Origin of the sequence: Hydrogenophaga sp., assembly GCF_030158645.1 — a bacterium.
Lineage (GTDB): Bacteria > Pseudomonadota > Gammaproteobacteria > Burkholderiales > Burkholderiaceae_C > Hydrogenophaga.
The window spans coordinates 17216-40953 of record NZ_JAOASO010000062.1 but is presented as its reverse complement, the minus strand read 5'-3'; the positions used below and the strand labels follow the sequence as shown (position 1 = coordinate 40953).

Here is a 23738-nt window from a genome sequence, read left to right as displayed (position 1 = left end):
AGGTAGGCCCAGCCCCCTCGGGGGGCAGCACAGCACACGCCGTGACAAGCGTGGGGGTCATGCGTTTCATCAGTCCAGCTTCGCGCCGGAGGCCTTGACCACGGCCGCCCATTTGCGGATCTCGCCCTTGACGAAGGCGTCGAACTGCGGGCCGCTCACGTTGGCAAATTCGGCGCCCTGGTTGGCCCAGACCGCCTTGGCTTCGTCGGTGCTCACGGCCTTGCGGATCTCTTCCGTGGCGCGCGCCTGCGCATCGGCCGGTGTGCCTTTGGGCGCCCACACGCCATACCAGGTGGTCACGTTGTACTCGGGCATGCCGAGTTCGGCGGCGCACGGCACGTCGGGGAAGGCGGGGTTGCGCTTGGGGCCCGAGACCATCAGCGCCTTGATGCGACCACCCTTGATGTGGGCTGCGGACGATCCGAGACCGTCGAACATCATGTCCACCTGACCCGCGATCAGGTCGTTGAGCGCGGGGCCTGCGCCGCGGTAGGGAATGTGGGTGATGAAAGTGTTGGATTGCTGCTTGAACAGCTCGCCCGCCAGGTGGTGCGAGGTGCCGCCACCGGCCGAGCCGTAGTTGAGCTTGCCGGGGTTGGCCTTGACCTGCGCCATGAATTCCTTGAAGCCCGCACCCGGGATGTTCTTCGGGTTGACCACCAGCACCTGCGGCACGCTGGCCACCAGGATCAGCGGGATCAGGTCGGTCTCAAGGTTGTAGTCGAGGCGGGGGTACATGCTCGGCGCGATGGTGTGGTGCACCGCGCCCATGAACAGGGTGTAGCCATCGGGCACGGCCTTGGCCGCGATGCCGGCGCCCAGCGTGCCACCGGCGCCGCCCCGGTTGTCGATCACCAGGCTCTTGCCCGCCAGGCGCGTGAACTGCGCGGCCAGGGGGCGGGCAAACGCGTCGGTACCGCCACCGGCGGGGAACGGCACGATCATGGTCACCGGCTTGTTGGGCCAGGTGGACTGCGCGTGGGCCAGGGTGCCGGTGCCCAGGACGGTGGCGCCGGCGACGGCGGCGCGCAGGACGTCCCTGCGATTGAAGTTGTCGGTCATGTTGTTTGTCTCCTGTGGTGATGAAAAAACAGCGTCAAAGGTACAGGTCTTCGATCGCTGCGGCTATCGGGATCTTTCCCTGCGCCAGCCAGGCGCGGTGCTTCTCCAGGCGTTTAAGGTCATAGAGGTAATTGACCATCAAACCGTAGGATTGTTTGGAACCTTTGTTGGACGGGTCCCCCGCCCAGTTCAGTCGCTCCACGCGGGCGCCGTTGCCCAGGTGGAAACGCGCCACCGGGTCCAGCGGCTTGCCACCTTGCATCTCCTTGCCCAGGTAACGCGCGGCCCAGCCCAGCAAGGTCTTGCGCTCAGGGGCGGACTCGGTGAGCTGCTCCAGGTTCTCCCAGCTCTTGAGCAATTCGGCCGGCGCGTTCTTGTTGAGCCAGGCGCGCAGGCCCGGGATGGGCGAGAGCGTGACGAACACCTTGAGCTTGGGAAACTCCTGGTGCAGGGTCTCGACCACGCGCTTGATGAGGGAGTCGCCAAAGCTCACGCCACGCAGGCCGTTCTGCGTGTTGCTGATCGAATAAAAGATGGCCGTGTTGGCCTTGGCGATGTCGACCGGCGCAGCCTCTTCGTCCAGCAAGGGCGTGATGCAGTCGGCGATCTCGTTCATGAGCGCCACCTCCACGAAGATCAAGGGCTCTTCGGGCAGGCGCGGGTGGAAGAAACCGTAACAGCGGCGGTCGCCATCAAGCCGGTTCTTCACATCGGCCCAGCTGCGGATGTCGTGCACCGCTTCGTACTTGATGAGCTTTTCCACCAGCGAGGCCGGTGAATCCCAGCTGATGCGGCGCAGCTCCAGGAAGCCCACGTCGAACCAGGTGGAGAACATGTACTCCATCTCGACGTCGAGCGCGAGCAGGCGCTTGTCGGCCTTGAGGTGGGACTGCATCTCGGCGCGCAGATCCACCAGAAAGCGGATGCCCTCGGGGTGAGCGCTGAAACGCTGCAGGATGCGCCGGCGCGGCGACACCGTGGCGCGGCGGTACAGCACCTCGGCCGCGGCTTCGTCGGGTGTGCCCACGGCGGCGGCAAACTGCGTCTGGGCGGCCTTGATCTGTTCGGCGTCGGCCACGAACTGCTCGCTCATGAGCAGCCACAGGTCGCGACGCTCGGGCGGTGTGGCCTTGGCATACCAGGTCATGAGGGCTTGCGCACGGGCGCCGCCCTCCACCTCGCTGAGCAGCGGATCAACAATGCCCTTGAGCTGTTCGAGCAGGCGGCGCAACTGGCGTGGCGACATCGCCTCGCCGTCGTGGATCAGGGCACCCTTGAGTCGCTCCTGCGTCGATCGCACGGCGGGCTTGCCGCCATGACGAAGGATGGACACGCCCTTCTCGATCCATTCAGCGGTGCTCATGCGGAGATCCTCGATGTGTTGTTGCGCGCGAGTTCGCGCAAGGCCACGCGCTGGCGCGTGAGGTGGGTGCGCATGGCGGCCTCGGCGCCTTCGGCATCGCGCGCCTTGATCGCGGCAAACACCGCCATGTGCTCTGAAAGGCTCTGGTCCAGCCGGCCCGGTGCGTGCAATTGCTGCAGGCGCGCGAGCTTGACGATCTTGCGCAGGTCCCCGATCACCTGTGCCAGCCAGCGGTTGTTGGCCAGCGTGATGATGGCTTCATGAATGGCGAAGTTGGCCTGGTAGTAGTCGTTGATGCGGCGCGATTTGGCGCAGCGGTTCAGGCGGTCGTGCATCTGCTCCAGCGTCACCAGATCGGCGTCGGTGGCGTTGCTGGCGGCTTCAAACGCACACCGGCCTTCGAGCAGGGCAATGACGGGAAAGATCTCGTCGAGGTCGCGCTCGGTGATCTGGTTGACGAAGCACCCCCGGCGCGGTTCGTGGCGCACCAGGCCTTCGGCGGCCAGCACCTTGAGCGCCTCGCGCAACGGCGTGCGGGAGATGGCCCACTCACCGCAGAGCGCGAGCTCGTCGATGAAGCTGCCGGGTGGCAGCACACCGTCGAAGATGCGCTGCCGAAGCTTCGCGGCCACTTCGTCGTGCAGGGAGTTGAGCACCAGTCGCATGGGGTTGGGTTCGTTCGTAATCACCTGTAATTACAGCCGATGATAAAAAATCCCCGGTCACCTGCACCGGGGATTTACCCTTGCAGGCGATGAGCGGCGCACAGATCCGCCGCCGGGCCGCCCCAAGGCGGATCAGTCCCCTCGGGGGGCAGCGACCCGCGAAGCGGTGGAGCGTGGGGGCAGCATCCCTAGCTGCGCCGGCCGAACCACCACCACATGAACGCGCCCGCGAGCACCATGGGCACGCACAGCCACTGCCCCATGCTCATGCCCATGGACAGCAGGCCCAGGTGGGCGTCGGGCTCGCGGAAAAACTCGGCGATGAAACGGAACACGCCATAGCCCATGAGGAACACCGCCGACACCTGCCCGCGCGCACGCGGTTTGCGCGCATAGAACCACAGCAGCACAAAGAGCAGCAGGCCTTCGAGCAGGAACTGATAAACCTGCGAAGGGTGTCGCGGCAGATCGCCCGCACCCGGAAACACCATGCCCCAGGGCAACGACGGGTCGGCCACCCGACCCCAGAGCTCACCGTTGATGAAGTTGCCCACGCGCCCGGCCGCAAGACCCGTGGGCACGCAAGGCGCCACAAAGTCCATGACCTCCATGAACGGGCGTTTGCGGCTGTGCGCGTACCAGACCATGGCCAGCATCACGCCGATCAGGCCGCCATGAAAACTCATGCCACCCTGCCAGATGGCAAACACCTCCAGCGGGTTGGCCAGGTAGTACGCTGGCTTGTAGAACAGGCAGTAACCGATGCGCCCGCCCGCCACCACACCGAGCACGCCGAGGAACAAAATGTCCTCCACATCGCGCCGGGTCCAGGGTGGGTTGGTGACGCCGGCGAACGGCTGGTGGCGCAGGCGCAGGTTGGCCAGCCACATGAAGAGCCCGAAGGCGGCCAGGTAGGTGAGGCCGTACCAGTGGATGGCCAGCGGGCCGAGCTGCAAGGCAACGGGGTCGATTTGGGGGTGTTGGAGCATGGCGGGATTGTCGCAGCGATCCGGCACCGGTCCGCTACGAACGCCGTACCCGGCACGGCGATGGGCCACCGGTGGCCGTGCCGGGCTTCTTGGCTTTCAGACCGGCGCCGCCGACATCAGGGCCAGTTTTTCGCCCAGGGCATCGAGCCGGAACGGCTTGGCCATGAAATCGTCCATGCCGGCGGCCATGCAACGCTGCCGGTCACTCTCGTAAGCATTGGCGGTCAAGGCAATGATGCAGGGCTGGCGAATGTCCAGGCCACGAATGAAGTGTGTGGTCTGCACGCCGTCCATGCCCGGCATCTGCAGGTCCATGAGCACAATGTCCACATCGCCCGCGCTGACGCGGGTGACGGCATCCTCACCGCAGGCCGCTGATTCGGCGGTCACGCCCAGCTTGTCCAGCATCGCCAGCGCCAGGGTGCGGTTGATCCGGTCATCATCCACCACGAGCACGAGACGCTTGTTGGCGACCAACTCGCGGGCCGACCCGCTGACCGCTTTCGCCGCAGGCACAGGGGTCAGCGGTGAGGGCGCAGCGCAGGGCGCGAGCGCCAATGCCACGCTGAACCGGAAGACCGAGCCTTTGCCCACCTGGCTCGTCACCGTGATTTCGCCACCCATCGCGTGGCAAAGCCGCGCCGAAATGGCCAGGCCCAGCCCGGTGCCGCCGAACTGGCGCGTGGTGGACGAATCCACCTGCGAGAACGCCTTGAACAGGCGGTCCAGCCGGTCTTTCGGAATGCCGATGCCGGTGTCTTCCACGGCGATGTCCAGCGTGAATGCATCGGCGCTCTCGCGCATTGACACGTTCACATGGACCCGCCCTTCCGATGTGAACTTGATGGCGTTGGCCAGCAGGTTGGAGAGCACCTGGCGCAGCCGGGTGCGGTCGCCCCGCACATGGGTGGTCAGCACGGGACCCCAGGTGTGGTCCAGGGCCAGCGATTTGCGCTCGGCCATCGGCCGGTAAAGCGCCAGGGTGCTGGAAACCGCCTCTTCAATGTCGAAATCCCGGTGTTCGAGGTCGAGGTACCCGGCCTCGATCTTGGAGAAATCCAGGATGTCGTTGAGCAGAACCAGCAGCGTGTCGCCCGAACTGCGGATCGCACCGAGATAGTCGCTCTGCTCGGTGTTCAGTGCGGTCATCTCCAGCAACTGCGTCATGCCCAGAATGCCGTTCAGGGGCGTGCGGATTTCGTGGCTCATCATGGCCAGGAATTCACTCTTGGCGCGGGTCGAGGCCTCGGCGCGGTCCAGCGCCAGTCGCAGTTCGGCCGTGCGCTCGGCCACCTGCTGCTCCAGATCGTCGGCGAGCTGCTGCAGAGAACGGTTGGCCTGAAACAGCGCCAGGCTCTTTTCTTCCAGCAACCGCTCTGCCTCGGCGCGAGCGTTCCGCTCGCGTTCGATGCGGCGGGTGTATTTGGCGATTTCGGCTTCGTCCATGGCGTTCAGCTCTGTCGAGTCAGGTGAAAGCGGTGGCTGGCGCCATGCGCAGCCGGCTCGCGGGTGATGGCGATCTGCTCACCGAAATGGGCCACACAGCCTTGCATGAGGCCCTCGGCAAGGTCCTCGAAATGCCTGGGCGAGTGGTAGAGCAGCACGAGTCTCTGCGCGTCATGGTGCTCCACATCGAAGCGGGGCAGCTCTGCATCCGGATACAGCTTGAGCACCTCCACGTGGATGATGTCCTCGATACCGGAGAGGAACTGAAACGCGTTATCGACCCCTTGAAAGAAACTCGGAAAGCCAACCACGAAGCGACCAAATAGGTGCTTTCCGAACGCACGGACCAGGTCCGTCACGGCAATGCCGCTGTGCTGGGACAGGGCGACCACCATCGCCACCATTTCCTGGTGCGGATAGGTGCCCACCGTGGTGTAGGCGCCGCCATGCGGCAGTTGGGCGTCATCGATGACGTCATCAACCATGTCGGCGGAGAACTGCTCCTCCACCATGCCCAGAAATTCGGTGAAAACGACGCCTTTCATGGCCTCCTCCAGTCAAGGAAGCGCTGGCAACGTCCGTTCGCCTCCGATCACCCCCCCGATCAATTTCGGCTGCGGCTTGAGAAACTGAAACTTCGATCGTCAGCGCAGGCCGTCGCCGCCCTGATTCTCCGTGCGCCGGCTGGTCAACCCTCAGCAGGGACTGGAGAGCCAGTCGCTCGGCCACCCGCAAGTGGCCCAACCACACGTCCTGCACCAGATCGAACAGCGCCCTCAAAGAACAGCGACCCGCGCAGGGGTGCTTCCTGGAGTCTCGATCGCAAAGCCGATGAAATGCGCCAGCGTCGGACTCACGGCATCCTCACGCCAGACCAGGCTGGTCTCGCACGCCGGCACCGCCCTCCCCCGCGGCCAGGCCACCGACCGGTACACCACACCGGGCCGCTGGAACTGGCGCACGCTCTGCGGCACCCAGGCGATGCCCAATCCCGCGGACACCAGGTTCACGATGGTCTGCATCTGGATGGCCTCTTGTGACACCTGCGGCACGCGGCCGGCCGCGTTGTAGAGCGCAAAGATCGCGTCGAACAGCGAAGGCAGGATGCGGCGGGGAAAGATCACGAGCGGCTCGGCCAGCAGGCTTTTGAGCGAAGGTCGCTCCTCGGCCGCCAACGGGTGGGTTTCGGGCAAGGCCACCACCAACGGTTCGCTGGCAATCAGCGCCTGGGCGAGTCCCGGAGCGGTGAAACCGGGCGAATGCAACACAAAGCCGGCGTCCACCTCGCCGCGCGCGAGCAGCTCCAGCTGCACATCGCCCGTGGCCTCGATCAGTTCCAGCGCGACCTGCGGCCAGCGTTCGCGAAATGCCCGCACCCACCGTGGCAGCAGATCAAAACCGACCGTGGACACGAAGGCCAGCCGAAGCCGCCCCAGCTCGCCGGCTGCGGCGGCGCGCGCCAGCCCGGGCAGGGCCTGCGCGCGAGCGAGCAACTCGCGAACCTCGGGCAACAGTGCCGCGCCGGCCGGCGTGATGTGCACGCTGCGCTGCGTGCGCTCGAACAGGCGCACGCCCAAGGCGGTCTCCAGACCGGCGATGGCCTGGGTCAGCGGCGGCTGGGTCATGTGCAGGCGCGCGGCGGCACGGCCGAAATGAAGCTCCTCGGCCAAGGCGACGAACTGGCGCCACTGGCGCAATTCAATGCGCAGCGATCTGGATGGCTCATTCATACGCCTAGCGTATCAAACCATCCCCTCAAAGCAATTGGAAAGTGCCCAGGGGCTGCCGCATACTTGGCGCTCTTTTCCCCACCCCACGAGACAAGACCCATGGCCGACAGCAAAACCATCCCGATCAAGCCCATCAACAGCCGCAGCGCCAACATCACGCAAGGCAAGTCGCGGGCGCCCAACCGCTCGATGTACTACGCCATGGGCTACGAGGAAGGCGACTTCGTCAAACCCATGGTGGGCGTGGCCAACGGCCACAGCACCATCACGCCGTGCAACTCCGGCCTGCAGAAGCTGGCCGACGCGGCCATCGCCGGCATCGAAGAGGCCGGCGGCAACGCGCAGGTGTTTGGCACACCCACCATCTCGGACGGCATGGCCATGGGCACCGAAGGCATGAAGTACTCGCTGGTCAGCCGCGAGGTGATCTCCGACTGCATCGAGACCTGCGTGGGCGGCCAGTGGATGGACGGCGTGGTGGTGGTCGGCGGCTGCGACAAAAACATGCCCGGCGGCCTGATGGGCATGCTGCGCGCCAACGTGCCGGCCATCTACGTGTACGGCGGCACCATCCTCCCGGGCCACTGGAAGGGACAGGACCTCAACATCGTCAGCGTGTTCGAAGCCGTGGGCCAGAACGCCGCCGGCAACATGAGCGACGAAGACCTGCGCGAGATCGAGATGCGCGCCATCCCCGGCACCGGCTCGTGCGGCGGCATGTACACCGCCAACACCATGTCCTCGGCGTTTGAAGCACTGGGCATCTCGCTGCCCTACTCCAGCACCATGGCCAACCCGCACGACGAGAAGATGAACTCGGCGAAAGAGTCGGCCAAGGTGCTGATCGAGGCGATCAAGAAAGACATCAAGCCACGCGACATCGTGACCAAGAAGGCCATCGAGAACGCCGTGGCGGTGATCATGGCCACCGGCGGTTCCACCAACGCGGTGCTGCACTTCCTGGCCATTGCCCACGCGGCCGACGTCGAGTGGACCATCGACGATTTCGAGCGCGTGCGCCAGAAGACGCCGGTGCTGTGCGATCTGAAGCCCAGTGGCAAGTACCTCGCCGTGGACCTGCACAAGGCCGGCGGCATTCCACAAGTCATGAAGGTGCTGCTCAACGCCGGTCTGCTGCACGGCGACTGCCTGACCATCAGCGGCCAGACGATTGCCGAGGTGCTCAAGGACGTGCCCGATGCACCGCGCGCCGACCAGGACGTGATCCGCCCGATCGACAAGCCCATGTACGAACACGGCCATCTCGCCATCCTCAAGGGCAACCTCAGCCCCGAAGGCGCGGTGGCCAAGATCACCGGCCTGAAGAACCCGGTGATGACCGGCCCGGCGCGCGTCTTCGACGACGAGCAGTCGGCCCTGCAGGCGATCCTGGACGGCAAGATCAAGGCGGGTGACGTGATGGTGCTGCGCTACCTCGGCCCCAAGGGCGGCCCGGGCATGCCGGAAATGCTGGCACCCACGGGCGCGCTGATCGGCGCGGGTCTGGGCGAAAGCGTGGGCCTGATCACCGATGGTCGCTTCAGCGGCGGCACCTGGGGCATGGTGGTGGGGCACGTGGCGCCCGAAGCCGCGGCAGGCGGCACCATCGCCTTCGTGAACGAAGGCGACAGCATCACCATCGACGCACACAAATTGCTGTTGGAGCTGAATGTGCCCGAGGCCGAGATCGAAAAGCGCCGCGCCGCCTGGACGGCACCAGCGCCGCGCTACACGCGCGGCGTGCAGGCCAAGTTTGCGTTCAACGCGTCCAGCGCCAGCAAGGGCGCGGTGCTAGACAACTATTGATGGGGTTCAGCGCGAGCGACGCTTGGTCTTGATGCCAAGGTTCTCGCGCTGTTTGTCGATGCGGTCCTGTTTCTTCTTGTCCATCTTGTCCATCTCGCGGCGCTTGGTGTAGCCCGTGGCGTCGGCCCAGGCCCACCAGACCACCGCCAGCGCAAATGGGGTCAACACCCACCACCAGGAGACGCTGGCCATGAACTCCACGCCGAGGTACTTCATCAACATCAGGATGACGCCCAGGATCAGCAAATACATCACACGCTCCAGTAAAGGTCCGACAAAGTGGGGCAAGAATCTGTAAGCGATCGTTTCGTCGGCCACCTGCCTCGCTAAAATCCGGCCTGTGCCGACTTCAGCATTCACTCACAAGGACCACCCCATGAAACGCGCTCTCCTGATTATGGCCGCCATGACCACGCTGGCCGCTCCCGCTTTCGCCGACGAAGCCCTGGCCAAAAGCAAGAACTGCATGGCCTGTCACGCGGTGGACAAGAAGCTGGTGGGACCGTCGTACAAGGATGTGGCCAAGAAGTATGCGGGCGACGCCAAGGCGGTCGATGCCCTGGCCACCAAGATCATCAAAGGCGGCTCCGGTGTGTGGGGTGCGATCCCCATGCCCGCGAACACGCAGGTGAGCGAAGCCGATGCCAAGAAACTGTCGGCCTGGGTTCTGAGCCAGAAGTAATCTCTGTTTCCGCCCACAAAAAAACCCGCTGGAGACAGCGGGTTTTTTGTTGCCTGCACGGGACCGAAGTCCCGAGCGATCAGTTGTTCTCCGACAACTGATCCAGGATGGCCGGGTTCTCCAGGGTGGAGGTGTCCTGCGTGATCGCCTCGCCCTTGGCAATCGAGCGCAGCAGGCGGCGCATGATCTTGCCGCTGCGGGTCTTGGGCAGGTTGTCGCCGAAGCGGATGTCCTTGGGCTTGGCGATCGGGCCGATCTCCTTGCCCACCCAGTCGCGCAGCACCTTGGCGATGGCCTTGGCCTCTTCGCCGGTGGGGCGCGAGCGCTTGAGCACCACGAAGGCCACGATGGCCTCGCCCGTCAAATCGTCCGGACGGCCCACCACGGCGGCTTCGGCCACCAGATCGGTCTTGCTCACCAGGGCCGATTCGATCTCCATCGTGCCCATGCGGTGGCCCGACACGTTGAGCACGTCGTCGATGCGACCGGTGATGCGGAAGTAGCCACGGTCGGCGCTGCGCACCGCGCCGTCGCCGGCCAGGTAGTAGCCCTTGAGCTCTTCGGGGAAGTAGCTCTTCTTGAAGCGCTCGGGGTCGCCCCAGATGGTGCGGATCATCGACGGCCAGGGTTTCTTGACCACCAGGATGCCGCCCGAGCCGTTGGGCACATCGATACCGGCTTCGTCCACGATCGCGGCGGCAATGCCCGGCAGCGGCAGCGTGCACGAGCCCGGCACCAGGGGCGTGGCGCCCGGCAGCGGCGTGATCATGTGGCCACCGGTTTCGGTTTGCCAGAAGGTGTCCACGATGGGGCAGCGCTCGCCACCCACGTGTTTGTAGTACCACATCCAGGCCTCGGGGTTGATGGGTTCACCCACCGAACCGAGCAGGCGCAGGCTGGACAGATCGGAGCGCGCGGGGTGCACTTTTTCGTCACCCTCGGCCGCCTTGATCAGCGAACGGATCGCCGTGGGCGCGGTGTAGAAGATGGTGCACTTGTGCTTCTCGATCATCTGCCAGAAGCGCCCTGCGTTCGGGTAGGTGGGCACCCCTTCGAACACGATCTGCGTGGCGCCAGCGGCCAGCGGGCCGTAGGTCACGTAGGTGTGGCCGGTGATCCAGCCGATGTCGGCGGTGCACCAGAAGATGTCGTCGGGCTTCAGGTCGAAGGTCCAGTTCATCGTGAGGTTGGCCCACAGCAGATAGCCGCCGGTGCTGTGCTGCACGCCCTTGGGCTTGCCGGTGGAGCCGGAGGTGTAGAGCACGAACAGCGGGTGTTCCGCGCTCACCATTTCGGCGGGGCACACATCGGACTCGCTGGCCATCACCTCGTGCATGAAGCTGTCGCGCCCCGCCACCATGTTGCAGGCGGTGGGTGTGCGCTGGAACACGATCACGTTCTTGATGCACTCGCAGCCGCCCATGGCGATGCCGTCATCGACGATGGACTTGAGCGGCAACTCCTTGCCCCCGCGCAGCTGGTAGTTGGCGGTGATCACGGCCACGGCACCGGCGTCCTGAATGCGCTCCTGAAGCGCCTTGGCGGAGAAGCCGCCGAACACCACGCTGTGCGTGGCGCCGATGCGCGCACAGGCCTGCATGGCCACCACGCCTTCCACCGTCATGGGCATGTAGATGACGACACGGTCGCCCTTCTTCACGCCGCGCGCCTTGAGCGCATTGGCAAAGCGCGAGACCTTGGCCAGCAATTCCTTGTAAGTGACCTTGGTCACCTCGCCGCCGTCGGCTTCAAAGATGATGGCGGTCTTGTTCTCCACCGGCGTGCCCATGTGCCGGTCCAGGCAGTTGTAGGAGGCGTTGAGTTCGCCGTCTTCGAACCACTTGTAGAACGGGGCGTTGGACGAGTCCAGCGTCTTGGTGAAGGGCTTGTGCCAGGTCAACGTCTCGCGGGCCAGGCGGGCCCAGAAGCCTTCGAAGTCCTTGTCGGCCTCGTCGCACAGTGCCTGGTAAGCCGCCATGCCCGAGACGCGCGCGGCCTTGACGGTGGCCGCGGAGGGTTCAAAAACGCGGTTTTCGACCAGGGTGGATTGGATGGACGACGAAGGTGTGGACATGGGCAGTCTCCTCGGGTGTTGTGAATTCGAATCAGTCGACGACTGTGGGCACGGGCTCTTACGAGCCACTTACATGACATGCAACGTGCCCGTTCGGGCGCGCAGGGGCAACGGTACAAACCCGTGCCCGCTGCAGGTGCCACCCTACAATACGGGCGCCTTGTGGCCGCCCGCCCCGGGCTCCCGGCGCATCGCCCTTCTCCCATGACCGACCCTGTCAAAACGCCCGTCCAGATCCGGGCCTTGCCCAACCTGATTTTTGCCAGCCGATGGTTGCAGTTGCCGCTCTACATCGGCCTGATCGCAGCGCAATGCATTTACGTTTTTCACTTCTGGGTGGAACTCGTGCATCTGGTCGAAGCGGCGTTTGGCAGCCAGGTCGCGCTCGACAAGCTGGTGAGCAGCATCGGCTACAAGACCGACGTGCAGCTCACTGGTCTCAACGAAACCGTGATCATGCTGGTGGTGCTGGCACTGATCGACGTGGTCATGATCTCCAACCTGCTGATCATGGTGATCATCGGCGGCTATGAAACCTTCGTGAGCCGCATGCACCTGGAAAACCACCCCGACCAGCCCGAGTGGCTGAGCCATGTGAACGCTTCCGTGCTGAAGGTGAAGCTGGCCACCGCCATCATCGGCATCAGCTCCATCCACCTGCTCAAGACCTTCATCAACGCCGCCAACTACACCGAGCAGGTGCTGATGTGGCAGACCATCATCCATGTGGTGTTCCTGCTCAGCGCCATGGCGATTGCCATGACCGACAAACTGATGCAGCCACCGGCCGGTCGCTCGCACTGAAGTTTCAGCGCCCCACCATCTGCTCGGGGCGCACCCACTGGTCGAACTGCTCGGCCGTCACATGGCCCGATGCCAGTGCCGCCTCGCGCAGGCTGGTGCCCTCCTTGTGCGCCTTTTTCGCGATCTGCGCGGCCTTGTCGTAGCCGATGTGCGGGTTGAGCGCGGTCACCAGCATGAGTGACCGATCCACCAGCGCCTGGATGCGTTCGCGGTTGGGTTCGATGCCCACGGCGCAGTGGTCGTTGAAGCTCTTCATGCCGTCGGCCAGCAGGCGCACGCTCTGCAGGAAGTTGTGCGCCACCAGGGGCCTGAACACATTGAGCTCAAAGTTGCCCGAGGCACCACCAATGTTGATCGCCACGTCGTTGCCCATCACCTGCGCGCAGAGCATGGTCACCGCCTCGCTCTGCGTCGGATTGACCTTGCCCGGCATGATGGAAGAGCCCGGCTCGTTCTCCGGAATGCTCAGCTCGCCGATCCCGCTGCGCGGACCGCTGGCCAGCCAGCGCACGTCGTTGGCGATCTTGTTGAGGCTGGCAGCCAGGGTTTTGAGGGCGCCGTGGGCATGCACCAGGGCATCGACACTGGCCATGTTTTCGAACTTGTTCGGAGCGGTCACGAAAGGCAGGCCGGTCAACCGCGCTAGCTCGGCCGCCACGGCCTCGGCGTAGCCGGTGGGCGCATTCAGTCCCGTGCCCACCGCCGTGCCGCCCAAGGCGAGCTCGCACAAGTGCGGCAGCGCAGCTTGCACATGCCGCTCGCCGTGCGCGAGCTGTGCCACCCAGCCCGAGAACTCCTGCCCCAAAGTCAGCGGTGTGGCGTCCTGCAGGTGGGTGCGACCGATCTTCACGATGTCATTGAATTCGGCGGCCTTCTGAGCGAGGGTGCTTCGCAGCAACGCCATCGAAGGCAGAAGCCGGTGCGTGATCGCGTCCACCGCCGCCACGTGCATGGCGGTGGGGAACACGTCGTTGCTCGACTGGCTGCGGTTCACGTCGTCGTTGGGGTGCACCAGGCGCCCTTCCCCGCGCTCGCCACCCAGCAACTCGCTGGCGCGGTTGGCCAGCACCTCATTGAGGTTCATGTTGGTCTGGGTCCCCGATCCGGTCTGCCACACCACCAACGGGAACTCGGCCCCGTGGCGCCCGGCAATCACCTCGTCGGCGGCGGCCACGATCGCCTCGGTCTTCTTCGCTTCCTGAAGACCCAGCGCGTGGTTCACCACGGCCGACGCCCGCTTGACCTGCGCCAGCGCGCGAATCAGCTCCAGCGGCTGGCGCTCGCCCGAGATGTCGAAGTTCTGCAGCGAGCGCTGCGTCTGTGCGCCCCAGAGGCGTTCGGCAGGCACGGCGACCTCGCCCATGGTGTCGCGTTCAATCCGGGTCTTCATGGCGCTCTCCTGTGTCAGCCGGCGTTGGGACGACCTGTCAAAATACCGGCTGGCCCACCGTAGCAGACTGTGCATCCCCCTGCGTCAGTTCGGCCCCCACGGCAACAGCACCCGACACCAACACCCCCACCGCCATGACCACGAGCATCCGCCAGAACGACCTGATCGAATCCGTCGCTGCCGCCCTGCAGTACATCAGCTACTACCACCCGGCCGACTACATCGCCCACCTGGCCCGCGCCTACGAGCGCGAGCAGAGCGCCGCCGCCAAGGACGCCATCGCTCAGATCCTGACCAACAGCAAGATGAGCGCCACCGGCCACCGCCCGATTTGCCAGGACACCGGCATCGTCAACGTGTTCCTCAAGGTGGGCATGAACGTGAGGCTCGACGGCTTCACCGGCAGCCTGGAAGACGCCATCAACGAAGGCGTGCGCCAGGGCTACAACCACCCCGACAACCAGCTGCGCGCCTCGGTCGTGGCCGACCCGCAGTTCGCGCGCAAGAACACCAAGGACAACACGCCCGCCGTGATCTTCACCGAGCTCGTGCCCGGTGACACGCTGGAAGTGACCGTGGCCGCCAAAGGCGGCGGCAGCGAGAACAAGAGCAAGATGATCATGCTCAACCCCGGCGACTCGGTGGTTGACTGGGTGATGAAAACCGTGCCCACCATGGGCGCCGGCTGGTGCCCGCCGGGCATGCTGGGCATCGGCATCGGCGGCACCGCGGAGAAAGCCGTGCTGATGGCCAAAGAGAGCCTGATGGACGACATCGACATGTACGAGCTGCAAGCCAAGGCGTCCAAGGGCGAGAAGCTCACGCAGGTGGAAGAGCTGCGCCTGGAGCTTTACGAGAAGGTCAATGCGCTGGGCATCGGCGCGCAGGGCCTGGGCGGCCTCACCACCGTGCTCGACATCAAGATCAAGATGTACCCCACGCACGCGGCCAGCAAGCCCGTGGCCATGATCCCCAACTGCGCCGCGACGCGTCACGCGCACTTTGTGCTCGACGGCAGCGGCCCGGTGTACCTGGAAGCGCCCAGCCTGGACCTCTGGCCCAACGTGAACTGGGTGCCCGACACGCAAAAGAGCCAGCGCGTGGACCTCAACAAGCTGACCAAGGCCGAGGTGGCCAGCTGGAAGCCCGGCCAGACCTTGCTGCTCAACGGCAAGATGCTCACCGGCCGCGACGCCGCACACAAGCGCATCCAGACCATGCTCGCCCAAGGCGAGAAACTGCCGGTGGACTTCACCAACCGCGTCATTTACTACGTGGGCCCGGTTGACCCGGTGCGCGACGAGGCCGTGGGCCCCGCCGGCCCGACCACCGCCACGCGCATGGACGGCTTCACCGACATGATGCTGGAGCAGACCGGCCTGATCGCCATGATCGGCAAGGCCGAACGTGGTCCTGTGGCCATCGAATCCATCAAGCAGCACAAAAGCGCCTACCTCATGGCCGTGGGCGGCGCGGCCTACCTCGTGTCCAAGGCCATCAAGCACGCCAAGGTGGTGGGCTTCGAAGACCTGGGCATGGAAGCCATCTACGAATTCGACGTGGTCGACATGCCGGTGACGGTGGCGGTGGACTCGGGCGGCACCAGCGCCCACATCACCGGCCCGGCCGAGTGGCAGAAGCGCATTGCCACCGGCGAGTTCAAGGGCATCAGCGTCGCCGCCGCTTGAAAACCGTCGGGGTGTTCGACAGCGGGGTGGGCGGCCTGAGTGTGCTGCGCGCCCTGCTGGGCGAGTTGCCCGGGGTGCGTTTTGTGTACGTGGCCGACAGCGCGTACGCGCCGTATGGCGAGCGCACGGTGGCCGAAATCACCGACCGATCGGAACGCATCACCGCCTGGCTGCGCCGCACCCACCAGATCGACGCATTGGTGGTCGCCTGCAACACCGCCACGGCGCTGGCCATCGACAGCCTGCGCGCCACCCACCCCGACCTGCCCATCGTGGGCGTGGAGCCTGCACTCAAGCCCGCTGCCGCCACGAGCCACACGCGCCACATCGGCGTGCTGGCCACGCGCGGCACGCTCAACAGCGAGCGTTTCGCGCGCCTGCGCACCCAACTGGAAAACACCGCGTCAAGTCCCGTGCACTTCATCTGCCAGCCTTGCGACGGCCTGGCCGACGCCATTGAGCGCGATGACCTGCCAGCCCAACAAACCCTCTGCGAGCGGTATGTGGCCGCCTTGCGCGAGCACGCGCCGGGCGACATGGACACCGTGGTGCTGGGCTGCACGCACTACCCCTTTGCCGCCGATGCGCTGGCGCAATTGCTGGGGCCGGACGTGGCGCTGGTCGACACGGGCGAAGCGGTGGCGCGCCGCACGCGCGACGTGCTGAACATGTCCGACCCGAAGGGTACAAACGCCACACCGCCGGTGCTCTTGTCCACCGGCGATCCTGCGGCGCTGTCGTTGGCCGCCCAGCGTTGGCTCGACCTGCCAACCCGTGCAGCGAAATTAATGGTCTGAAGCGTTCGCCGGTTGAAGCGCCGCCTCCCGGCCCCGCTGCATGTTGACCGGGATCAGCAGCAGCAGCCCGATCACGAACAACACGGCGGTGGACGCAATGGCCAGTCGCTGGTTGCCCCCGGTCATCCAGGTGATGGCGCCGTAGCTCAGCGGCCCGATGATGCTGGCCACGCGGGTGGCAAACGTCCACAGGCCGAAGAATTCGGCCAACTGCCCCGGCGGCGCCAGCATGCCGGCCATGGCACGGCCCGACGACTGGCTGGACCCCATGCACACACCCGCGATCGCCGCGGCGTACCAGAAGCCGCCCTTGGTGGTGGTGACAGCCGCAATGATGCAGGTGGCGACCCAGCCCACCAAGGTGATGCCCAGCGCGAGCTTGTGGCCCAGGCGGTCCTGCCAGTAGCCGAACGCGAACGCACCCACCATGGCCGCGATGTTGAGCACGAAGATCAGCACCATGGTTTCCTGCTGCACGAACCCGATCACCTGCTCGGCGTAGATCGCCGCCAGCGTGATCGCCACCGCCACGCCACCCTGGTAGGCCGTTGCACAGGCCAGCAACCACATGAAATCCTGGTAACGCCGCGCCTGCTGGAACGTGCTGCGCAACTGCTTGAACGACTGGCGCCAGGCCGAGTCCGAAACGCCCTTCAGCGGGGTTGCCCGCTCGCGCAGCAAGACCAGCGTGAACATCGAAGCCAGGGCGAACACCGCCGCCGTGATCAACATGGTCACCGGCACGAACTGCGCGGCCTTCTGCCCCTGCGCTTGCGCCCACAGCACATAAGCCAGACTCAAACCGAGCGCCAGCATGCCGCCGCAGTACCCCAGGCTCCAGCCCCAGCCGCTCACACGGCCCATGGCAGCCGGTTTGGCGAGTTCTGGAAGGAAGGCCGCCACCAGGGATTCGCCCCAGGCAAAAAACACGTTGGACACCACGATGAGCGCCACGCCCAACGCCACCGCACCCGGGCCCACCCAGGCCAGTGCCGCTGTGGCCAGCACACAGCCCACCGTCGTGAACATCAGCAGCCGCTTTTTCGCCCCGTGCTGATCGGCCCAGGCCCCCATGGCGGGGATGGTGACCATCACGATCAGGTGCGACAGGCTCAAGGCCGCGGTCCACGCAAATGCTGCCCACTCGGCGCCATCGGCCACCGCCCCGACAAAGTAGGCAGCGAACACCGCGGTCAACACCACGGTGGTGTAGCCCGAGTTCGCAAAGTCGAACATCGCCCAGCCAAACACCTCGCGCTTGCGCACGCCGGGGTTCAGGGCATCGGTGGAAAAGAAAGACATCGGCACTCCGGGCGGCGGGTTCGGAATCCCACCGTGGAGCGCAGTCTAGGGCCTGAGCGTGTCAGGCCGGCGCACGCGGGCGCGGATCAGTGCAAATGGCGCGGCTTGCGAGGTCCACCATGGCCCGATGGGCCACCATAACCGCGCGGGGGTTTGCCCAGTTGCATGGAATTCACCAGGGCGTCAAAGCGCTGGGTGAACAGCTTGTCGATCGAGCCCACCACGTCGCCCAGCTCGGAGGCGTCGAAGTGGCGCTCCATGATGTGCAACACGTCCTGCACCAGCAGGTCGCGCTGCACCTGCATGATGGCTGCGGGGGTCGGACCCACGAAACACATCAGGAAGTCGTCACGCGCTTCTTCCTCGGAAGACTCGTCTTCTTCGTCAAATTCGGCGTCGTAGAACGAAACCTCCAGCGGAGCGCCCGTGGACGCAATGTCGTTGAGGCCCATGCAGGCCTCTTCGATCACCTGCCGGAAATCTTCGTCACCCGGCACAGTCCAGCAGATCTGCAGAACATGGGATTCAGCGTCGAAGCGGATGCCCGGTTCGTCTTCGTAACTGCTCTCGGCCGCGGCCGCCAAGGACTTGGCGCCGGCATAGACCCACAGCGGCTTGAGTGCGTCCTGGATCTGGGCAAAGACCACGTCATCGCGCAAAGGCACATCGCCGTGCACGTGGATCTCGAAGGGCGCGTTGTATCGGGTCATGAAAACTCACTGTACCGGCGAAACCGGAAAAAACCTAGCCTGGTGCCTCGAACCGGGGTCGAACCGGTACGCTCCCTTTCGGGATGGCGGCGGATTTTAAGTCCGCTGTGTCTACCAATTTCACCATCGAGGCCGAGTGTGGATTGTCGCAGGTGGAGACACCCCGCTGACCTGCAAGCGTCAAGGATCGCCCGATTCAAATGAAACAACCCCGGCAACAAACTTGTTGGCGGGGTTGCATGTGATACTGGAGGCGCGATCCGGAGTCGAACCGGACTAACCGGATTTGCAATCCGGGGCATAACCGCTTTGCTATCGCGCCATCAGGGTCAGCGCGGAAAGCGCCGATCTGAAAAGGCTACAAAAAAGGGAAGCAGAGCTTCCCTTTTTGAATCTGGAGCGGGAAACGAGACTCGAACTCGCGACCTCAACCTTGGCAAGGTTGCGCTCTACCAACTGAGCTATTCCCGCATTTCTCAACACTTTTCAGTGCTGTTCCGCTTGTCTGCCGGAAGCTGAAATTCTAACCTAAAAAATAGGCCTCTTTCAAGCCCCCTCAAATTTTTTGATCAGTGTTTCACCGCGTCCTGACCGGGCGTGGGTGCGCGCGTGGAAGCTGCGGCCACCTGTGCCGCCACCTCTTCGTCGGTCAAGGGAACGGGCTGGCGCTCGAGTGCAATCGCGAGCACCTTGTCGATCCATTTCACCGGCACGATCTCAAGACCCTGCTTCACGTTGTCGGGAATGTCGGCGAGGTCCTTGACGTTCTCTTCCGGGATGATCACCGTCTTGATACCGCCACGCAACGCGGCCAGCAGCTTCTCTTTCAAACCACCAATGGCCGTGACTTCGCCACGCAGGGTGATCTCGCCTGTCATGGCCACATCGGCCCGCACCGGGATGCCCGTCAGGGACGACACCAGGGCCGTGGTCATGGCAGCACCCGCGCTCGGGCCGTCCTTGGGTGTGGCGCCATCTGGCACATGGATGTGGATGTCGCGTTTGTCGAACTGCTCGTCCTTGATGCCCAGCATGCGCGCACGGCTGCGCACCACGGTGCGTGCGGCTTCCACCGATTCCTTCATCACATCGCCCAGCGAACCGGTGCGGGTGATGACGCCCTTGCCCGGCATGATCGCGACTTCGATGGTCAGCAGATCGCCCCCCACTTCCGTCCACGCCAGACCCACCACCTGGCCCACCTGGTTCTGGGCTTCGGCACGACCATAGCTGTACTTGCGCACACCCAGGAAGTCGTTGAGGTTTTCCGCATCCACCACCACGGTGGGGGTGTACTTCTTGAGCAGCAAGCCTTTCACCACCTTGCGGCAGATCTTGGAGAGTTCGCGCTCGAGCGAACGCACACCGGCTTCACGGGTGTAGTACCGCACAACATCGCGCACGGCCTCTTCCTTCACCTCCAGCTCGCCCTCTTTCAGGCCGTTGTTCTTGAGTTGCTTGGGCAGCAAATAGCGCATCGCGATGTTGGTCTTTTCCTCTTCGGTGTAGCCCGAGAGTCGAATGACTTCCATGCGGTCCAGCAGGGCCGGTGGAATGTTCATCGAGTTCGAGGTTGCAACGAACATCACGTCGGACAAGTCGAAATCAACTTCAACGTAATGGTCACCAAAGGTGTGGTTCTGTTCGGGGTCCAGAACTTCAAGCAAGGCACTCGACGGGTCGCCACGGAAGTCGGTGCCGAGCTTGTCGATCTCGTCGAGCAGGAACAGCGGGTTGCGCGTGCCGACCTTGGTCAGCGACTGCAGCACCTTGCCCGGCATCGAGCCGATGTAGGTGCGGCGGTGGCCGCGGATCTCGGCCTCGTCGCGCACGCCGCCCAGCGCCATGCGGACGAACTTGCGCCCGGTCGCACGCGCCACACTCTGGCCGAGCGAGGTCTTGCCGACCCCCGGTGGCCCGACCAGGCACAGGATCGGCGCCTTGACCTTGTCGACGCGTTGCTGCACCGCGAGGTACTCGAGGATGCGGTCCTTGACCTTCTCGAGGCCGTAGTGGTCTTCGTTCAGCACCGACTCGGCAAACGCCAGGTCGTGCTTGATCTTGGTCTTCTTCGTCCACGGCAGGTTGACCAGCGTGTCGATGTAGTTGCGCACCACCGTCGCCTCGGCCGACATCGGCGACATCAGCTTGAGCTTCTTGAGCTCGGCGTCGGCCTTCTTGCGCGCCTCCTTGGGCATCTTGGCCGCGATGATCTTCTTCTCGAGCTCTTCGATGTCCGCGCCCTCTTCGCCTTCGCCAAGCTCCTTCTGGATCGCCTTGACCTGCTCGTTCAGGTAGAAATCGCGCTGGTTCTTTTCCATCTGCCGCTTGACTCGACCACGGATCTTCTTGTCGACGTTGAGGATGTCGACTTCACGCTCGAGCTGCTCGAACAGATTCTCCAGGCGCTTGTTGACCGGGTCGAGGTCGAGCACGACCTGCTTGGATTCGAGCTTGAGCGGCAAGTGGGCGGCGATCGTGTCGGCCAGGCGACCGGGATCGTCGATGCTGGAGATCGAAGTGAGGATTTCCGACGGAATCTTCTTGTTGAGTTTGACGTACTGGTCAAACTGCTGCATCACTGCGCGGCGCAGAGCTTCGAGTTCGTTGGACTGCGTGTCAGCACGCTCCACAGCCGGGTCCACCGGACTCACGCTGGCGATGAAATGGCTCTCTCCATCACGGATGGCCAGCACCTTGGCGCGCTGCACGCCTTCGACCAGCACCTTCACCGTGCCATCGGGCAGCTTGAGCATCTGCAGGATGGTGGCCACGCAACCCATCTCAAACATGTCTTCGGTCGACGGCTCGTCTTTGGCCGCTGCCTTTTGGGCCACCAGCATGATGCGGCGCTCGGACTCCATGGCGGACTCGAGTGCCTTGATGCTTTTGGGGCGGCCCACGAAGAGCGGAATGACCATGTGCGGGAACACCACCACGTCGCGCAGAGGCAGCAGCGGGAGTTCCACCGGGGAGCTGGGGAGAGGGGTTTGTCCGGACATTTCAACCTCGACTAAAACGGGTAAATGGGGTTGGTGCGGGCGATATCAACCGGACGCATCGCTGGGGCGCTGACAGCAGCGCCCGTGGTGGCAGGCCTGTTCAGGCCTGCTTGGCCGCCTCGCGGTAAACCAGCAGAGGTGGCTTGTTTTCGTCGATGGTGGACTCGTCCACCACCACTTTTTCAACGTTATTCATGCTCGGCAGGTCGAACATGGTATCGATCAACGCATTTTCCAGGATCGAGCGCAGGCCTCGGGCGCCGGTCTTGCGCGCCAGTGCCTTGCGGGCGATGGCCTTGAGCGCGGCGGGTCGCACTTCGAGCTCGGCGCCTTCCATGGCCAGCAGGCGGGAAAACTGTTTCACCACCGCGTTCTTGGGTTCGGTGAGGATCTCGACCAGCGCGTCTTCGCTGAGCTCAGACAACGCAGCGATCACCGGAACACGGCCCACCAATTCGGGAATCAGGCCGAACTTGATCAGATCTTCGGGCTCGATCTCCTTGAACGCCTCGGTCAGGCTACGCTGCTTCTTGCTTTTGACCGTGGCACCGAAACCGATGCCCGAGGCTTCGGTGCGGTTCTCGATGATTTTTTCCAGGCCCGCAAAGGCGCCGCCGCAAATGAACAGGATGTTGGTCGTGTCGACCTGCAAAAAGTCCTGATTGGGGTGCTTGCGACCACCCTGGGGAGGCACCGAAGCCATGGTGCCTTCGATCAGCTTGAGCAAAGCCTGCTGCACGCCCTCCCCCGACACATCGCGGGTGATGGACGGGTTGTCGGACTTGCGGGTGATCTTGTCGATTTCGTCGATGTAGACGATGCCCTGCTGGGCACGCTCAACGTCGTAGTTGCAGCTCTGCAGCAGCTTGGCCACGATGTTTTCGACGTCTTCGCCCACATAACCGGCTTCGGTCAGTGTGGTGGCATCGGCCATGACGAAGGGCACGTTGAGCATGCGTGCCATGGTCTGGGCCAGCAGCGTCTTGCCCGAACCCGTGGGCCCGATCAGCAAAATGTTGCTCTTGGCCAGCTCCACATCGTCCTTGCGGGCGGTCTGTTTGTGGCGCAGGCGCTTGTAGTGGTTGTAGACCGCCACGGCCAGGGCACGCTTGGCGCCCTGCTGGCCGATCACGTAATTGTCGAGGTTGGACTTGAGATCGGAAGGTGTGGGTACGTCATCGCCCGACGCCTTGACCGACTCGAGGCCCGGCAACTCGTCGCGGATGATGTCGTTGCACAGGTCGATGCACTCGTCGCAAATGAACACCGAAGGGCCGGCGATGAGCTTTTTGACCTCGTGCTGGCTCTTACCGCAGAAGGAGCAGTAGAGCGCTTTTTCGCTGGAGGTCGCTTTTTTGTCGGCCATAGAGGGGCGTCAGATGAATCGGTAGGAACAATGATAGATCAAGCCTTTCGGGCGCCAAACCCGGGAAAAGCACCTTTATGGGCACTGTCTCCCGCTTTTCGACGCCCGGTGGGCCTCAGGTGGCGCTCGGGCGCTTTTCGATGACTTTGTCGATCAGACCGTATTCGGCCGACTCGGCAGCAGACATGTAGTAGTCGCGCTCGGTGTCGCGTGCGATGCGGTCCAGCGGCTGGCCGGTGCGCTCGGCCAGGATCTTGTTGAGTTGCTCGCGGGTTTTCAGGATCTCGCGGGCCTGGATCTCGATCTCGGTGGCCTGGCCACGGCTGCCGCCCGAGGGCTGGTGGATCATGATCTTGGAGTTGGGCAGCGAGAAGCGCTTGCCCTTGGTGCCGGCCGCCAGCAAGAAAGCGCCCATGCTGGCTGCGAAACCGCAGCACAGGGTGGACACATCGGGCTTGATGAAGTTCATGGTGTCGTAGATCGCCATGCCGGCGCTCACCGAACCACCGGGCGAGTTGATGTAGAACGAAATGTCCTTGTCGGGGTTCTCGCTTTCCAGGAACAACAGCTGCGCCACCACCAAGTTGGCCGAGTGATCGTTGACTTCGCCGACCAGGAAGATCACGCGCTCCTTGAGCAAACGCGAGTAGATGTCGTAGGCGCGTTCGCCGCGACCCGACGTTTCGATCACCATGGGCACCATGCCCAAGCCTTGAATGTCCATTGCGCTCATGCGTTTCTCCATGTGTTGATGCATTGCTGTCTTGCTACTGTAACCAACCCACTGTGGCCGTATGCACACAAGGGCGATGGCCTTTGGGGCACCACCAAGGGCCGACTGGACGCACGTGGGGCTCAAACC

General features: G+C 64.2%; 20 protein-coding genes and 3 tRNA genes. 5 read left to right on the top strand and 18 right to left on the bottom strand.

Annotated elements, in window-relative coordinates:
- Positions 1-69: 69 nt before the first annotated feature.
- From Q1W68_RS06415 to Q1W68_RS06385, 7 genes are all read right to left on the bottom strand, one after another.
- The gene (locus Q1W68_RS06415) at positions 70-1062 is read right to left on the bottom strand and encodes a tripartite tricarboxylate transporter substrate binding protein (RefSeq protein WP_300662699.1); all 993 of its coding nucleotides are present in this window, start codon (positions 1060-1062) and stop codon (positions 70-72) included.
- 34 nt (positions 1063-1096) lie between these two features.
- Positions 1097-2425, bottom strand: coding sequence for a malonyl-CoA decarboxylase (locus Q1W68_RS06410; protein ID WP_300715916.1), 1329 nt, complete (start codon positions 2423-2425; stop codon positions 1097-1099).
- A complete protein-coding gene (locus Q1W68_RS06405) occupies positions 2422-3090 on the bottom strand; it encodes a GntR family transcriptional regulator (RefSeq protein WP_300715914.1) in 669 nt (222 codons plus the stop codon). The genes Q1W68_RS06410 and Q1W68_RS06405 overlap by 4 nt, the downstream gene beginning before the upstream one ends.
- 188 nt (positions 3091-3278) lie before the next feature.
- Positions 3279-4079 carry a prolipoprotein diacylglyceryl transferase gene (gene lgt / locus Q1W68_RS06400; protein ID WP_300715913.1) on the bottom strand — a complete coding sequence of 267 codons (801 nt, stop codon included), beginning with the start codon at positions 4077-4079 and terminating at the stop codon, positions 3279-3281.
- A 96-nt stretch (positions 4080-4175) separates the two neighbouring features.
- On the bottom strand, positions 4176-5525 hold the full coding sequence (locus Q1W68_RS06395; RefSeq protein ID WP_300651736.1) for an ATP-binding protein: 1350 nt from the start codon (positions 5523-5525) through the stop codon (positions 4176-4178).
- A 5-nt stretch (positions 5526-5530) separates the two neighbouring features.
- Positions 5531-6070, bottom strand: a complete 540-nt coding sequence (locus Q1W68_RS06390; protein ID WP_300651733.1) for a heme NO-binding domain-containing protein — start codon at positions 6068-6070, stop codon at positions 5531-5533.
- A 231-nt stretch (positions 6071-6301) separates the two neighbouring features.
- Positions 6302-7255: a LysR family transcriptional regulator gene (locus Q1W68_RS06385; RefSeq protein ID WP_300651731.1), complete on the bottom strand. Its 954-nt coding sequence runs from the start codon at positions 7253-7255 to the stop codon at positions 6302-6304.
- 99 nt (positions 7256-7354) lie between these two features.
- Here Q1W68_RS06385 and ilvD point away from each other — a divergent pair, with 99 nt between their 5' ends.
- Positions 7355-9061, top strand: a complete 1707-nt coding sequence (gene ilvD / locus Q1W68_RS06380; protein ID WP_300662691.1) for a dihydroxy-acid dehydratase — start codon at positions 7355-7357, stop codon at positions 9059-9061.
- A 6-nt stretch (positions 9062-9067) separates the two neighbouring features.
- Here the strand turns inward: ilvD and Q1W68_RS06375 are convergent, their stop codons facing one another.
- A complete protein-coding gene (locus tag Q1W68_RS06375; protein WP_300662688.1) occupies positions 9068-9313 on the bottom strand; it encodes a TIGR04438 family Trp-rich protein in 246 nt (81 codons plus the stop codon).
- Between the two features lie 124 nt (positions 9314-9437).
- Here Q1W68_RS06375 and Q1W68_RS06370 point away from each other — a divergent pair, with 124 nt between their 5' ends.
- Positions 9438-9743, top strand: coding sequence for a c-type cytochrome (locus tag Q1W68_RS06370; protein ID WP_300662685.1), 306 nt, complete (start codon positions 9438-9440; stop codon positions 9741-9743).
- A 79-nt stretch (positions 9744-9822) separates the two neighbouring features.
- Here the strand turns inward: Q1W68_RS06370 and acs are convergent, their stop codons facing one another.
- Positions 9823-11817 carry an acetate--CoA ligase gene (gene acs, locus Q1W68_RS06365; RefSeq protein WP_300715910.1) on the bottom strand — a complete coding sequence of 665 codons (1995 nt, stop codon included), beginning with the start codon at positions 11815-11817 and terminating at the stop codon, positions 9823-9825.
- 204 nt (positions 11818-12021) lie between these two features.
- Here acs and Q1W68_RS06360 point away from each other — a divergent pair, with 204 nt between their 5' ends.
- Positions 12022-12621 (top strand): TIGR00645 family protein, encoded by a 600-nt coding sequence (locus Q1W68_RS06360; RefSeq protein WP_300662679.1) that lies wholly within the window; start codon positions 12022-12024, stop codon positions 12619-12621.
- A gap of 4 nt (positions 12622-12625) precedes the next feature.
- On the opposite strand, the gene fumC is transcribed toward Q1W68_RS06360, so the two are convergent.
- Positions 12626-14011 carry a class II fumarate hydratase gene (gene fumC / locus Q1W68_RS06355; RefSeq protein ID WP_300662676.1) on the bottom strand — a complete coding sequence of 462 codons (1386 nt, stop codon included), beginning with the start codon at positions 14009-14011 and terminating at the stop codon, positions 12626-12628.
- 134 nt (positions 14012-14145) lie between these two features.
- On the opposite strand from fumC, the gene Q1W68_RS06350 reads away from it, so the two are divergent.
- Both Q1W68_RS06350 and murI read left to right on the top strand, forming a co-directional pair.
- Positions 14146-15699: a fumarate hydratase gene (locus Q1W68_RS06350; RefSeq protein WP_300715909.1), complete on the top strand. Its 1554-nt coding sequence runs from the start codon at positions 14146-14148 to the stop codon at positions 15697-15699.
- Complete coding sequence (gene murI / locus Q1W68_RS06345) at positions 15696-16496, top strand: glutamate racemase (RefSeq protein ID WP_300715907.1); 801 nt, start codon at positions 15696-15698, stop codon at positions 16494-16496. Before Q1W68_RS06350 ends, murI begins: the two co-directional genes overlap by 4 nt.
- Here murI and Q1W68_RS06340 read toward each other — a convergent pair.
- The 8 genes from Q1W68_RS06340 to clpP all read right to left on the bottom strand — a co-directional run bounded on the left by Q1W68_RS06340 (position 16485) and on the right by clpP (position 23609).
- On the bottom strand, positions 16485-17798 hold the full coding sequence (locus Q1W68_RS06340; RefSeq protein ID WP_300715905.1) for an MFS transporter: 1314 nt from the start codon (positions 17796-17798) through the stop codon (positions 16485-16487). The two genes, murI and Q1W68_RS06340, sit on opposite strands and share 12 nt — an antisense overlap.
- An 86-nt stretch (positions 17799-17884) precedes the next feature.
- Complete coding sequence (locus tag Q1W68_RS06335) at positions 17885-18508, bottom strand: DUF6806 family protein (RefSeq protein WP_300715904.1); 624 nt, start codon at positions 18506-18508, stop codon at positions 17885-17887.
- 40 nt (positions 18509-18548) lie between these two features.
- A tRNA-Leu gene (locus tag Q1W68_RS06330) sits at positions 18549-18641 on the bottom strand.
- 115 nt (positions 18642-18756) lie between these two features.
- Positions 18757-18830 (bottom strand) — tRNA-Cys (locus Q1W68_RS06325).
- A gap of 73 nt (positions 18831-18903) precedes the next feature.
- Positions 18904-18979, bottom strand: a tRNA-Gly gene (locus Q1W68_RS06320).
- A gap of 98 nt (positions 18980-19077) precedes the next feature.
- Positions 19078-21510 (bottom strand): endopeptidase La, encoded by a 2433-nt coding sequence (lon, locus tag Q1W68_RS06315; RefSeq protein WP_300715903.1) that lies wholly within the window; start codon positions 21508-21510, stop codon positions 19078-19080.
- A gap of 100 nt (positions 21511-21610) precedes the next feature.
- A complete protein-coding gene (gene clpX, locus Q1W68_RS06310; protein WP_300661263.1) occupies positions 21611-22876 on the bottom strand; it encodes an ATP-dependent Clp protease ATP-binding subunit ClpX in 1266 nt (421 codons plus the stop codon).
- Between the two features lie 115 nt (positions 22877-22991).
- Positions 22992-23609 carry an ATP-dependent Clp endopeptidase proteolytic subunit ClpP gene (gene clpP / locus Q1W68_RS06305; RefSeq protein WP_300661266.1) on the bottom strand — a complete coding sequence of 206 codons (618 nt, stop codon included), beginning with the start codon at positions 23607-23609 and terminating at the stop codon, positions 22992-22994.
- Between the last annotated feature and the right edge of the window lie 129 nt (positions 23610-23738).

Bases quoted from the DNA above. Each gene is read 5' to 3' on its own strand.
- lon (WP_300715903.1), bottom strand. From the start codon at position 21,510: ATGTCCGGACAAACCCCTCTCCCCAGCTCCCCGGTGGAACTCCCGCTG.
- clpP (WP_300661266.1), bottom strand. From the start codon at position 23,609: ATGAGCGCAATGGACATTCAAGGCTTGGGCATGGTGCCCATGGTGATC.
- lgt (WP_300715913.1), bottom strand. From the start codon at position 4,079: ATGCTCCAACACCCCCAAATCGACCCCGTTGCCTTGCAGCTCGGCCCG.
- clpX (WP_300661263.1), bottom strand. From the start codon at position 22,876: ATGGCCGACAAAAAAGCGACCTCCAGCGAAAAAGCGCTCTACTGCTCC.
- ilvD (WP_300662691.1), top strand. From the start codon at position 7,355: ATGGCCGACAGCAAAACCATCCCGATCAAGCCCATCAACAGCCGCAGC.
- Q1W68_RS06395 (WP_300651736.1), bottom strand. From the start codon at position 5,525: ATGGACGAAGCCGAAATCGCCAAATACACCCGCCGCATCGAACGCGAG.
- fumC (WP_300662676.1), bottom strand. From the start codon at position 14,011: ATGAAGACCCGGATTGAACGCGACACCATGGGCGAGGTCGCCGTGCCT.
- Q1W68_RS06335 (WP_300715904.1), bottom strand. From the start codon at position 18,508: ATGACCCGATACAACGCGCCCTTCGAGATCCACGTGCACGGCGATGTG.
- Q1W68_RS06370 (WP_300662685.1), top strand. From the start codon at position 9,438: ATGAAACGCGCTCTCCTGATTATGGCCGCCATGACCACGCTGGCCGCT.
- Q1W68_RS06415 (WP_300662699.1), bottom strand. From the start codon at position 1,062: ATGACCGACAACTTCAATCGCAGGGACGTCCTGCGCGCCGCCGTCGCC.
- Q1W68_RS06385 (WP_300651731.1), bottom strand. From the start codon at position 7,255: ATGAATGAGCCATCCAGATCGCTGCGCATTGAATTGCGCCAGTGGCGC.
- acs (WP_300715910.1), bottom strand. From the start codon at position 11,817: ATGTCCACACCTTCGTCGTCCATCCAATCCACCCTGGTCGAAAACCGC.
- Q1W68_RS06405 (WP_300715914.1), bottom strand. From the start codon at position 3,090: ATGCGACTGGTGCTCAACTCCCTGCACGACGAAGTGGCCGCGAAGCTT.
- Q1W68_RS06390 (WP_300651733.1), bottom strand. From the start codon at position 6,070: ATGAAAGGCGTCGTTTTCACCGAATTTCTGGGCATGGTGGAGGAGCAG.
- Q1W68_RS06350 (WP_300715909.1), top strand. From the start codon at position 14,146: ATGACCACGAGCATCCGCCAGAACGACCTGATCGAATCCGTCGCTGCC.
- Q1W68_RS06410 (WP_300715916.1), bottom strand. From the start codon at position 2,425: ATGAGCACCGCTGAATGGATCGAGAAGGGCGTGTCCATCCTTCGTCAT.
- Q1W68_RS06360 (WP_300662679.1), top strand. From the start codon at position 12,022: ATGACCGACCCTGTCAAAACGCCCGTCCAGATCCGGGCCTTGCCCAAC.
- Q1W68_RS06340 (WP_300715905.1), bottom strand. From the start codon at position 17,798: ATGTCTTTCTTTTCCACCGATGCCCTGAACCCCGGCGTGCGCAAGCGC.
- Q1W68_RS06375 (WP_300662688.1), bottom strand. From the start codon at position 9,313: ATGTATTTGCTGATCCTGGGCGTCATCCTGATGTTGATGAAGTACCTC.